Origin of the sequence: Virgibacillus aidingensis (assembly GCF_010994035.1) — a bacterium.
GTDB lineage: Bacteria > Bacillota > Bacilli > Bacillales > Amphibacillaceae > Virgibacillus_N.
In genome coordinates, this window is the sequence record NZ_WIXN01000016.1 from 23819 (window position 1) to 36372 (window position 12554).

Annotated in this window: 10 protein-coding genes; 9 read left to right on the top strand and 1 reads right to left on the bottom strand. The window is 40.2% G+C overall.

What is annotated here, in order from left to right; translation table 11 throughout:
* Window positions 1-17: 17 nt before the first annotated feature.
* The 8 genes from lacA (at window position 18) to GHD25_RS13690 (ending at window position 10841) form a co-directional block, all read left to right on the top strand.
* A complete protein-coding gene (gene lacA / locus GHD25_RS13655; RefSeq protein ID WP_164217755.1) occupies window positions 18-446 on the top strand; it encodes a galactose-6-phosphate isomerase subunit LacA in 429 nt (142 codons plus the stop codon).
* Window positions 447-458: 12 nt separating this feature from the next.
* Entirely contained in the window at window positions 459-977 is a 519-nt protein-coding gene (gene lacB / locus GHD25_RS13660; protein WP_164217757.1) for a galactose-6-phosphate isomerase subunit LacB, read from the top strand.
* Between the two features lie 34 nt (window positions 978-1011).
* On the top strand, window positions 1012-1491 hold the full coding sequence (locus GHD25_RS13665; protein WP_164217759.1) for a PTS sugar transporter subunit IIA: 480 nt from the start codon (window positions 1012-1014) through the stop codon (window positions 1489-1491).
* A gap of 15 nt (window positions 1492-1506) precedes the next feature.
* Window positions 1507-1809, top strand: coding sequence for a PTS fructose transporter subunit IIB (locus GHD25_RS13670; protein ID WP_164217760.1), 303 nt, complete (start codon window positions 1507-1509; stop codon window positions 1807-1809).
* A 34-nt stretch (window positions 1810-1843) separates the two neighbouring features.
* Entirely contained in the window at window positions 1844-3259 is a 1416-nt protein-coding gene (locus tag GHD25_RS13675) for a PTS galactitol transporter subunit IIC (RefSeq protein WP_276207830.1), read from the top strand.
* Between the two features lie 89 nt (window positions 3260-3348).
* On the top strand, window positions 3349-4278 hold the full coding sequence (locus tag GHD25_RS13680; protein ID WP_164217762.1) for a hexose kinase: 930 nt from the start codon (window positions 3349-3351) through the stop codon (window positions 4276-4278).
* 25 nt (window positions 4279-4303) lie between these two features.
* Entirely contained in the window at window positions 4304-5296 is a 993-nt protein-coding gene (locus GHD25_RS13685) for a tagatose 1,6-diphosphate aldolase (RefSeq protein WP_205601361.1), read from the top strand.
* A 394-nt stretch (window positions 5297-5690) separates the two neighbouring features.
* The gene (locus GHD25_RS13690; RefSeq protein WP_164217764.1) at window positions 5691-10841 is read left to right on the top strand and encodes a glycoside hydrolase family 2 TIM barrel-domain containing protein; all 5151 of its coding nucleotides are present in this window, start codon (window positions 5691-5693) and stop codon (window positions 10839-10841) included.
* Between the two features lie 93 nt (window positions 10842-10934).
* On the opposite strand, the gene GHD25_RS13695 is transcribed toward GHD25_RS13690, so the two are convergent.
* Window positions 10935-11333, bottom strand: coding sequence for a secondary thiamine-phosphate synthase enzyme YjbQ (locus GHD25_RS13695; RefSeq protein ID WP_164217766.1), 399 nt, complete (start codon window positions 11331-11333; stop codon window positions 10935-10937).
* 384 nt (window positions 11334-11717) lie between these two features.
* Between GHD25_RS13695 and GHD25_RS13700 the strand changes: the two genes are divergently transcribed.
* Entirely contained in the window at window positions 11718-12434 is a 717-nt protein-coding gene (locus GHD25_RS13700) for a GntR family transcriptional regulator (RefSeq protein ID WP_240452368.1), read from the top strand.
* Window positions 12435-12554 lie beyond the last annotated feature (120 nt).

Sequence of the window (12554 nt, forward strand, 5' to 3'; positions counted from 1 at the left end):
TCAGGGAGGTTTTTAACATGAAAATTGCGATAGCTAGTGATGAAAACGGACTTCAATTGAAAAATCACTTGAAGGCACACTTGGAAAAGCAAGGGTACGATGTATCAGATGCAACATCAAATCAAAGTTTGGATCTTTTTGATGCAGCAACTGAGGTTGCAAAGGTAATTTCAAATAAGGAAGCAGACCGTGCAATTATGATTGATGAATACGGTGTAGGATCCTCAATTGTTGCCAACAAATACAAAGGAATCATCTGTGCAAACGTTGCAGATGAGCATTCAGCCGAAATGACAGTGCGCCATAACAGTACGAAAATCATAACACTTGGCTCTGGTATTGTCGGGAATAAATTAGCGGAAAAAATATGTGAAGCCTTTATTAAAGCAGATTATGATGGAGGACGTCACCAAATCAGAGTGGATATGGTAAACAAAATGTGCTAAGGAGTGGGGAAGATGAAAATTTCAATTGGCTGTGACCATATAGTTACGGACTTGAAAAACCATTTAGTGGATTATTTAACCGATAAAGGACATGAAGTCATTGACAATGGAACATACGATAATGAACGTACACACTATCCTATCTACGGCAAAAAGACTGCTGAAAAGGTATCTTCAGGCGAGGCGGATTTAGGGATAGTTGTTTGCGGCACCGGGGTTGGCATCTCCGTAAGTGCGAATAAAGTAAAGGGTATTAGAGCCGCACTAGTCCGGGATATTGAAACCGCCAGGTATGCCAAAAAACAATTGAACGCAAATGTTCTGGCAATGGGTGGCCGTATTACGGGTGCCGGAGTAATTGAGGAAACGATTGATACTTTCCTGGAGACGAAATATGAAGAAACAGAAGAAAGTAAAAAGCTTATTGAAAAAATAGAATCCATTCCTATGAATGAGGAACTGATTGGTGATGAACAGTATTTTGATGAGTTTATTGAGAAATGGAATAATGGCGGTTATCCGGCAAATTAAATGTTAGCTTAAACTCTCTCAAGGAGGTGCTCAATTGGAAGCTTTAAAATCTTATTTTGATAAAGAACTGATTTTTATAGAAGATGCTAAAGACCAGAACGAGATTTTTAATCGTATTGGAAAGATTCTATATGAAAAAGGAATTGTAAATGATAAATTTATTGACGCTCTTATTGAGCGGGAAAAAAATTATCCAACGGGACTGGACTTAAAGCCGGTTTCCGTTGATTTGCCAAACGCCGCTATACCGCATACTGAAACAGAGTATTGTCACAGAAAACATGTTGTGTTTGTTAAATTGGAGAAACCTGTCCTATTTAAAAACATGATCGCACCTGATCAGGAGCTGGAAGTCACATATTTATTTTTTATTATTAATAATGAAAAAGACAGCCAGACAAATATATTATCAGAATTAATGGGATTCCTAACTGCAGCTGAAAACGTAAACAAGTTAGAAAAATTGCAAAACAAAGACGAAATATACCGGTTTTTAACAAATAATATTAACTAAAAAGGAGTTTTTAATATGATTAAAATTTTAGCAGCATGTGGTGCAGGTATTAACTCAAGTCATCAGATTAAATCGGCAATTGAAGAAGAAATGAAAGAACGGGGGCATGATGTAAAAGTAGATGCGGTTGTTGTAAAAGATATAAACAAAGAAATGATGGATCAATATGATATTTTCACACCTATTTCAAAAACGAAATTCAGTTTTGAAGTCAAACCACCTGTAGTTGAAGCAGGTCCTATTCTATATCGTATACCGGCTATGGCAGATCCTGTATTTGATGAACTGGAAAACGTTATTAAAAAACTAGATAAATAGATTTAAATAAACTTATAAAGGGGAGTGACCTTCCGTGTTGGATGCCATAATAGATTTTGCAAACACCATATTTCAGCCCTTGATAGACTTAGGTGCTGCCCCAATGATGTTCATTCTATTAACTTTACTGGCAATAGTAATGAAGGTAAAGATCAGTAAAGCGCTTGAAGGCGGCCTTAAATTAGCAATCGCACTAACAGGTATCGGTGCAGTAATTGATATTTTAACTGGGAATTTTGCCCCTGCCTTACAGGACTTTGTTAAGTCTACAGGTATCGAACTGACCATAACCGACGTCGGCTGGGCACCACTGGCCACCATTACCTGGGGATCAGCGTACACATTATTTTTCTTACTGATCCTTGTTATTGTCAACCTGGTTTTACTGGGGATAAATAAAACGAACACATTGGATGTGGATATATTTAATTTCTGGCACCTATCCATCATTGGATTGCTTGTGATGTTCTATTCAGACAATTTATTTGTCGCTACACTACTTGTTATTATGCTGGGTGTTATGAAGTTTATTAATGCTGATGTTATGAAACCGACATTCAATGATCTGCTTGATATGCCTGATTCAAACCCAACAACAACGACACACTTGAACTTTATGCTTAATCCAGTAATTATGGTTTTTGATAAGATATTTGATAAATTACTGCCATTCTTAGACAAATATGATTTTGATGCAGCATGGTTAAATGAAAAAATCGGATTTTGGGGAAGTAAGTTTGCGATCGGTATTTATTTAGGTGCATTTGTTGGTTTATTGGGTCAGCAGCCGATAGCCACTGTGTTCACACTTGCATTTATCGGTGGTGTGTCTCTTGAACTGTTTTCAATTGTCGGGACATGGTTTATTTCGGCCATGGAACCAATATCAAAAGGGATTACTGATTTCATGAGTAAAAGATTAAAAGGAAGAACATTCAATATTGGGATTGACTGGCCTTTCCTGGCTGCACGTCCTGAAATGTGGGCGGCTGCCAACGTTATTGCGCCTATCATGCTTTTCCTCGCATTGATTTTGCCCGGCAATGGTATTCTTCCTTTAGGTGGTATTATTGCCATAGGTTTAACGCCGGCACTACTGGTTGTATGCCGAGGTAAAATTTTGCGGATGATCTTAATTGGAACAATTATGGTTCCAATATTCTTATGGTCCGGCACTGCTATCGCACCATTTGTTACAGAAACAGCCGCTTCAGTAGGGGCTGCACCAGCTGGATTAGAAGATGGCGCGCTGATTACACATTCAACTTTAGAAGGTCCGGTTGAAAAATTCCTTGCTATTTTAGTAGGCCAAGCAAGTGAAGACTTTAGCCCAGGTCCAATATTAGCAGCTGTGGGAGCCTTAGCAGGGTACATTCTATTATTTATCTGGTATCTCAAACAAATGAAGAAACGAAATAAGAAATATGAACAGGAGAAGGAAGCAGCTTAAGTTAAAAATAAATCCTGACAGGGAGTGAATTGTAGATAACAATCACTCCCTTAATAATATAAGTGATGCAAATGAAAAGGTGATAAATCATGATTTTAACCATTACCCTGAACCCATCGGTGGATATCAGTTACAAAATGGACAAACTGTCCCTGGATACGGTAAATCGTGTGGCTGATGTTTCCAAGACTGCCGGCGGCAAGGGACTGAATGTTTCACGAGTGATCCGGCAGCTTGGGGAAGATGTCGCTGCAACAGGGTTTTTAGGCGGCAGTTTAGGTGACTTTATTCGCCGCAGCATTGCGGATCAGGGAATACACGATTATTTTATTGATGTAGCAGGCGATACACGCAACTGTATTGCAGTGATTCATGAAGGGCAGCAGACGGAGATTTTAGAAGCCGGCCCGGTAATAGATGAAAGGGAGGCCGGAAAATTTATAGAAAAATTTTCAGCAGACGTGCAAAAGGTGGATTATATAACTATTTCAGGAAGTTTGCCAAAGGGTCTGGATAATAACTATTACGCCCGGCTTGTCGAGATAGCCAATCAGTATAATACGCCGGTATTGCTGGATACAAAAGGGGAACTGCTTGATTATACCCTGCAAAATGAAAATAAACCCTTTTTAATTAAACCCAACCATGAAGAATTGGGTGACTTGCTTGAAGAAAATGTTACCAATGACGCCCAAATTATTTCCGCATTACAATCGGAGAAATTTTCCGGAATTCCCTGGGTCGTCGTGACAACCGGATCAGCCGGGGCATTTATCAGGTTCGATAATAACGTATACCGTGTGTCCATACCTAAAGTAGAGGCAGTCAATCCGGTTGGTTCCGGGGATGCAGTTATTGCAGGCTTTGCGGTAGGTCTGTCACGCGGGCTGGAAAGCGAAGAACTGATCCAATTTGGACTCTCGATGGGTGTGCTGAACGCGATGGAGGCAAAGACAGGATCGGTTAACCCGGAAAGGGTCAACTGGTGCATGGACCGGATCAGCGTGGAAAAAGTTTGATTTAAACAGGAGGGCAAGTTAAATAATGAAACTAACACCAGGAAAAAGACGCGGTTTGGAATTGATTTCCGATAATGATCAAGTAATATTAGCTACAGCAATGGATCAGCGGGGTTCTTTAGGAAAAATGATTCAATCATTTAATGACAGCATCAGTTACGAAGATGGTGTAAGCCAATTTAAAGAAGGCGTCAGTGAAGTGCTTGGGAACCAGTCATCTTCTCTCTTGCTTGATCCTGAGTACGGCTGGAGTGCGGCAAGCAAATTAAATGATGATATTGGATTAATTATGGCTTATGAGAAAACCGGATATGATGCTTCCGAAAAGGGCCGCCTGCCCAATCTGGTTGACCATTATGCCGTCCAGGACTTGGCAGAAAAAGGTGCAAGTGCCCTTAAATTGCTTATCTATTATGATCATCAGGAAGAAGAAAAATATAACACGATGAAAAAAGCATTTATTAAGCGTGTTGGGGATGAATGCAAGCAGAATGACTTACTGTTTATACTGGAGCCTGTCTCCTACAGTGCAGAAGGTTTAGGGTCCAAAAGTGCTGCATTCGCCAGGAAAAAACCAGAAATAGTGGATTATTTCATGACTGAATTCTCGAAAGCGGAATACGGTGTGGACCTGTTAAAGGTGGAAGTGCCGGTATCGATTTATAACATTGAGGGATATGAACAATACGATAATTATGAACCTGTTTTCAGCAGAAAGGAAGCAGCGGAATTTTATCGTACAAGTTCTGAAAAAAGCCGTCTGCCATTCATATATTTGAGCGGCGGCGTAACCAACGAACAGTTTGTGGAAACATTGCATTTTGCCAAGGAAGCAGGAGCCAGATTCAGCGGCAGCCTCTGCGGCCGTGCTATCTGGAAAGATGGCGTTCAGCCGTTTGCCGAAAAGGGAAAGGAAGCCCAATACGAATGGCTTCAAACAACAGGATTGGACAATTTGAACAAAGTGAAAAAGGCGATTAAGGAAACAGCGGTCCCATGGACTGAGTTTGTTGAATAAAGAAAGCTTCTTTATAAAGTCAATTAATGGAGAGGTTTCCCTGTTGTAAAATGAGACAGGGAAACCTTATTCTTTTCCTGGAAAAACGATATGGAAGGCATTCCGCAGGTGGACAGTCAGCCTTGATGGTGCTTTGTGATATGTAATATGGTTTTCTATTATTATGGGATTTGAGCTAATCCTGATTAAAAATAAAAGATTATGAATTTTACTTGAGAAAAACGCTTACATAACATATAATAACATTATGGAACAATTTAGAACAATATGAAACAACTTAGAACAATATCAGACAACTTAGAACAACAAAAATTTTAGGAGGTCGTACATATTAGAAATACGGAGAAAGGAAGTTAAGCAAAAAAATTATGCATGATAAACGGAGGGATAGAAATTGGGAAAAAACAAGAAAAGTATGTTGAGTTTGTTTCTGATAGCAATATTAGTTTTGGAAAGTTTTACTTTGGCATTTAGTTCGCAATTTTCCGCAAAAAATGTAGCTCATGCAGCTGAAGAAGACTATTCAATTAGTTCACCTGAAACTTTTATTCACAAAACACATTTAAGTGACGATAAACGCCGTCAATTATTTAATGAAAATTGGAAGTTTAGGTATGGTGAGCAATCTAATGCCGAATTGAACAGCTATGATGATACAAATTGGGATAATGTACAATTGCCGCACGATTACAGTCTGGACCTCCCGTACAGCCAGGCAGGTGAAGCGGAAAGTGGTTATAAGCTTGGTGGAATTGGCTGGTATCGCAAGTCATTTACACTGGATGAAATCGATAAAGATAAACGGGTTATTGTTGAGTTTGGCGGGGTTTATATGAATGCAAGTGTGTATATTAATGGACATAAATTAGGTGATCACCCAAATGGATATACACCATTTGCATATGATTTAACTGACCACCTCAATTTCAATGGGGAGAATGTAATTGCGGTACGTGTGAATCATAAATTCCCATCAAGCCGCTGGTATTCAGGGAGCGGTATTTATCGTGATGTGCATCTGACAATCACAGATGATGTTCATGTTGATCATTATGGTGTTCAGGTATTAACTCCAAACCTTGAAGATCAAATAGGTGAAGAAGTGGATGTAGAAGTTAATGCTGATATTAAGAATGAGTCGTCTGATAAGGTTAATGCATCTGTAAAACAAAGCATTCGCAAAAAAGGTTCGGAAGATATTATTGTCAGCGCACAAAGTGACGCATTAGAAATAAATGCTGATGACTCCGTGTCAACAAGTGTTTCTCTGACAATAAATGATCCAGCACTTTGGTCTTTATCCAATCCCCAATTATATGAGATTGTTACGGAAGTTATAAAAGATGATAAAGTTGTTGATGAATATGTAACAGATTATGGGTTTAGAACTTTTGAATTTAAACCAGATACAGGGTTTTATCTAAATGGAGAACCTGTAAAAATACAAGGTGTAAGCATGCACTCCGATCAGGGAGCATTAGGAGCAGAAGCCCATGATCGCGCCATGGAACGCCAGGTTGAGATTTTAGCAGATATGGGTGTTAATGCGATCCGTGTTACACACAATCCAGCGGCCGATGAACTTATCGAAATTGCGAATAGAGAAGGTATGCTTATCATTGATGAGGCATTTGATACGTGGATAGCAAGCAAAAATGGCAACCATCATGATTATGCTTCATGGTTTGAGAAGCCGATTGGTGATAATAATCCATTATTAGGTGCGACTGCTGACATGACTTGGGCAGAGTTTGATATTAAGACTATGGTACGCCGCGGAATTAATGCACCATCCATTATTAGCTGGTCAACAGGAAATGAAGTTATGGAAGGCAACAGCGGGCCATATAATGAATATCCAGATATTTTAGAACAGCTGATAACATGGGTTAAAGAAGTTGATCAAACCCGTCCAGCTACTATAGGCGACAATAAATTTAAAGCAAATTGGAATGAGTCAACAAGATTTGGCAACAGTTTGACAGAACATGGTGGTATTGTTGGTTTTAACTATGCCGATGGAAGTCATTTTGACCAATTCCATGAGAACCATCCGGAATGGAAAATGTATGGTGCAGAAACAGCATCATCTATCAACAGCCGCGGGGTTTATAAACCTTCCAATTATGACAGGCACTTAACATCCTATGATGAGTCGCATGTGGGATGGGGTAAACGTTCCGCAGATTCTTGGTATGAAATTATTACCCGTGACTTTATGGCAGGGGAATTTGTCTGGACTGGTTTTGACTATCTTGGAGAACCAACACCTTGGAATAACGTAGGTCCCGGTGCAACAGGTGCCTGGCCTTCACCAAAATCAAGTTATTTTGGTATTGTTGATACAGCAGGACTTCCAAAAGATCGATACTATTTTTATCAATCACAATGGAATGATGAAGCCGATACACTTCATATACTTCCGGCCTGGAAAGAAGATATGATTGAGATCGATGATCAGGGAAATGTTCGTGTTGATGTGTATAGTGATGCGCGAAGTGTTGAATTATTCTTTAAAGATGCCGACGGCGAGGAAAAATCACTGGGCAAGAAAACTTTTACAGAACACACAACAGAGGCAGGGCATTCCTATCAGATAAATGAGGGTCCTGATAAGAAAGATGAAGACTTCAGAAATCTCTATTTTACCTGGGATGTTCCTTATGAAGATGGAACAGTCTATGCTAAGGCCTATGATGAAGATGACAAAGTTATTACTGACACAGAAGGCCGGGACAGTGTTACGACATTTGGAGAGGCATCTGACCTGAAACTTAAGGCAGATCGTGAATCTATTGTGGCTGATGGACGTGATTTGTCCTATATTACAATTGAAGCAGTCGATGAAAATGGGGATACCGTTGAGGATGCCGCCAACTTGATTCATGCAGAAGTAAGCGGCAATGGAGAACTGATGGCACTTGATAATGGTGATCAAGTGGATCATGAACCATATGACAGCGGCAAACGCAGCTTATTTAATGGAAAACTCGTTGCTATTGTCAAATCAACAACGGATGAAGGAACAATGACACTTCATGTGAAGGCTGACGGCATCGAAGATCAAAGTATCACAATCGAGACCACACCTGATCCCGAAAAACCGGAAGAAAAGTATATCGAAGGCTATACCATGTCAAAAAATCACTATGTTAAATTAGGACACCAGCCGCAGCTTGCGTCGGAAACAGCGTTGCTTTTCAGTGATGGAACTGAAGAAACGCATGAAATTACATGGGATATGGAAGAAAACATGTTTGATGAACCTGGGACTGTCAGTGTTTCCGGACATGTTAAGAACCATGATCTTCGCGTCTTTACCCATGTTACGGTTATCGAATCTATTGGTACAGTGCTGAATTATTCCGCAGCTGCTGAAACAGGAGTTGACCATGTTAACTTACCTTCAAGCAGACCCCTGGTTTTAGAGAACGGTGATGTTTTAGAAACTGAATTCCCGGTAGAATGGGATGCCCAGGATGCTGAAGACTATAAAGAACCGGGACATGTAACCATCAATGGCACTTCCACCGTGTTCGGTGAAACAATTCCGGTCACTGCGTCTGTGCGGGTTGATGATGCAGAACGGACTTTGGGTGACAATATAGCAGGCAATAACTTGACGCTAACACAGGATATACCAGAAGAATTGCAATCCGGCAGCCTGGAAGCAATTGTCGATGGGGATACTGGATTTGATACTGTTCCAAACGGACCGGACCCTGCTGTTTGGACAAACTATGATATGGCTCAAACAGGGGAAAATAAAGCAGAAATAATTTTCACCTATGCGACGGCACAATTTTTAGGTTCAGCAGACTTGTACTTTTATCAGGATGATGAGGCTTTGCGTTTACCTGAAGATGTGGAACTGTATTGGTCCAATGAAGGTACAGAGGATGCAAACTGGACAAAAATAGATAACGTAGAAGTAACACGCGGAGAGACTTCAGAGGGTACGCCAAATATTACTAAAGTTAATTATCGTTTCCATGGTGTTCCGGCTGTGGCATTTAAGATTGTTTTAACAAGTGACCCCGGCACCAATGATGCTGGTGAGCACTTGGCGGCAGGACTAACAGAGGTGGAATTGCGTGTAGAGCATAGTTCGTTAAATCAATACAGCGAAGCAACACTTGATGATATAAGGCTCAATGGCAACAGTGTTTCCCAATCAGAACTTGAAGATAAAGTAATTAACACAGAATATCAAAAAGCAGTTGTTGAAACAGACAGTGATAAAAACGCTGCCGTCACCGTACTGGAACCATACGAAAAGGTGATTCGTATTATTACGGAATCAGAAGATCACTCGACAAGAGAAATTTATACGATTAATCTGGATCAGCCTGCTCCTGACGAAGATTTACCGGCAGATGACGGTACGCGGGATTATCCATACGGTAAAACTACCGCAACTGCAGGAGACTACCATAAGAATCACGAAACAGAAGGCGACCCTAACTTTGCTGTAGATAACGATCCATCCACCATATTCCATACGCCATGGGAGGGCACGGATAAATCAAACTTCTGGATTACCTTGGAAATGGAAGAAGCAGCAGAAATTGATGCACTCCGCTATTTATCACGCAGCGGCAGCAGTAACGGTATTGTAAATGAATATAAAGTTGAAACTTCCCTGGATAATGAAACGTGGGAAGAAGTGTCAATTGGTAATTGGTCAGGTGAAACCAGTACATGGTCCATTGCCGAGTTTGATGAACCAAGAGAATCCAAATACGTACGACTAACAGCTTTGTCAACATATGGTGACGGAAATCAGGCAGATCAATTTATGACAGCAGAAGAAATCAGACTTCGTCAAGCACCTGCTGAAAAAGAATCATTAGAAAATGCAGAAGTGACACTTGAGGAGGATGTGTTTCCATATGATGGAGAACCAAAAACTCCACAAGCAACTGTTACGAAAGATTCTGAGGTATTAGAAGAAGGAATAGATTATCGCGTCACATATGAAAATAACGTCGAAGCCGGCGAAGCTAAAATTGTAATTACAGGAATTGTAGAATACGAGGGCACCTTGGAAAAAACATTTTTAATTCTGGATATAACAGAACTGGAAGAGCTAATAGCAGAAGCTAAAGATATCTCAAATGATCATGGCAGCTATACAGAAAAATCATATGAGGCTCTCCAAGCAGCAATTACAGAAGCAGAATCTGCCCTGGAAGAGATTGATACCGAGGAAGCACTGGAAGAAGCAATATCTAATCTCCAAGCAGCCATGGACGGCTTGGAAACAGTAAAAGAACCAATAACAGATGTATCTGGGTTACAGGATTTGGTTGAACAATATGAAGAATCCGGCGACCTGTCAAGTGACGAAAGTATTCACGCCTTGAAGCTTCATCTGAGCGCTCTGGCCCATTTTGAGAAGTCGGGTGACAACGAAAAAGTCGTGAATCATCTGAATGGATTTAAAGTTTTACTCGATCATTACCATGCAGAAGAACAAATTTCCGACAAAGCCTATGAAACTCTCATGGAAGGGACAGATACGCTGATTAATGAATTGGAATAAAAAAATCCAATAGAATGACCAAAGCGGTGAAACATAGGACGGTTCTCCTGTTGCAGTTTATTAAATATGCAGCGGCGGAACCGTCCCGGTGTTTCACTTTATTATTTTGGCGTGGTATTTTCTGCTGCGGGGGCCGTCGAATTCACAGAAGTAAATGCCTTGCCAGGTGCCAAGGACAAGTTTGCCGCCTGAAATCACCAATGTCTGTGCATGCCCAACCGTGCTTGTTTTCAGGTGGGCGGCGGTATTTCCTTCGCCATGCCTGTCTTTCGGATGATTCCACGGATACACTTCGTCCAGCCGCATAAGCATATCTGTCTTCACGTCCGGATCTGCATTTTCGTTTACGGTAATGCCTGCAGTCGTGTGCAGGGAGGTGACGACAAGCATCCCGTTTTCCACCCCTGTTTCCTGCATCCAATTTTCAAGTTCGGCAGTGATATCGAGCATTTCATTGTGTGCGTTGGTACGCAGGTGAAATGTTTTTTCCATGTTGGCCATCCTTTCTAAAAAAAATGATTGCGTTCTTCCAGACCCATTTGGGAGAAGAAAATATATCCTACTGTTTTGAAATCTGTAAAAAGCTATTCCCCGCCTTTACACTATTTTAATCTTTTTGAACTGTAAAATGAAATAGGAAAATCACTTTAATGAAATACAGCCTTATTTGCTTAAAAGCTGCCGGGAGAGTCTTTCAGACAAAGGCTGAGTAAACAAAGACCCACTCGTCAAATCTGTTTGCGGAAGGATAAAATATGTTAATTTAAATGCAATCCTTTACATTCTCTTAAAATTGTCCTATACTTAACTCGAACTGGTAATAACCACTTTGCCAAATAAATTAATATGCTATTGCTGGGAGGTGGAATAAGCAATTTGGACAAGAAGAGTAAAGTGCCATTATATCTGCAATTAATGGATGATTTAATAAAAAAAATGGATACGGAAGAATACAGGGTTGATGAAAAGCTGCCTTCAGAAAGGGAACTATGCGAAATTTATGATCTTAGCCGGATAACTGTAAGGCAGGCACTGCAAGAGCTTGAGCGGGAAGGCTATATTTATAAGCTTCACGGAAAAGGGACGTTTGTCTCCCCAAAAAGCTATAACCAAAATCTTATTAAGCTTTACAGTTTTACAGAAGAGATGAAAAAAATAGGTAAGACGCCGGCAACGAAAGTACTTTCTTTCCAAGAAATAGCATTAGATGAAAGATTGGCAAACAAAATGAATTTGGCACCTTTGGATGAGGCTTTTCAGATAGTACGGCTGAGACTTGCCGATCATGAGCCGTTAATGTTTGAAACCTCTTATATACCAAAAGACATTTTTCCGAATTTAACGGAAAAAGATTTAGCAGAGCGTCCAATGTATGACGTGTTTATGCAGGATTACAAAATTGGTGTTACAAAAGCAATTGAACGTTTCTCGGCTACAAGTGTACGCAAAGAAGAAGCAGAACATTTGAAAATTACTGCTGCTCACCCTGCCATGCTGATAAAGCGATTTGCATATCATAAGGAAAGTCTGATTGAATATACGATAAGCGTAGCCCGCGGTGACAAATTTGACTACACTGTGGAATTAACTTAACTTAAATAACTGCATTTATATACCTGAACTGGTTATAACGACATAACCACCAGGTGTTTAGCTGTCTTTAAAGCTGGCGCGAGTAGACAGATTATAAAACTAGTAATAAAAGAATAAAAA

Excerpts from the sequence above, each read along its gene's own strand:
- GHD25_RS13695 (WP_164217766.1), bottom strand. The coding sequence starts at position 11,333 with ATGGAAAAAACATTTCACCTGCGTACCAACGCACACAATGAAATGCTC.
- GHD25_RS13685 (WP_205601361.1), top strand. The coding sequence starts at position 4,304 with ATGAAACTAACACCAGGAAAAAGACGCGGTTTGGAATTGATTTCCGAT.
- GHD25_RS13670 (WP_164217760.1), top strand. The coding sequence starts at position 1,507 with ATGATTAAAATTTTAGCAGCATGTGGTGCAGGTATTAACTCAAGTCAT.
- lacA (WP_164217755.1), top strand. The coding sequence starts at position 18 with ATGAAAATTGCGATAGCTAGTGATGAAAACGGACTTCAATTGAAAAAT.
- lacB (WP_164217757.1), top strand. The coding sequence starts at position 459 with ATGAAAATTTCAATTGGCTGTGACCATATAGTTACGGACTTGAAAAAC.
- GHD25_RS13680 (WP_164217762.1), top strand. The coding sequence starts at position 3,349 with ATGATTTTAACCATTACCCTGAACCCATCGGTGGATATCAGTTACAAA.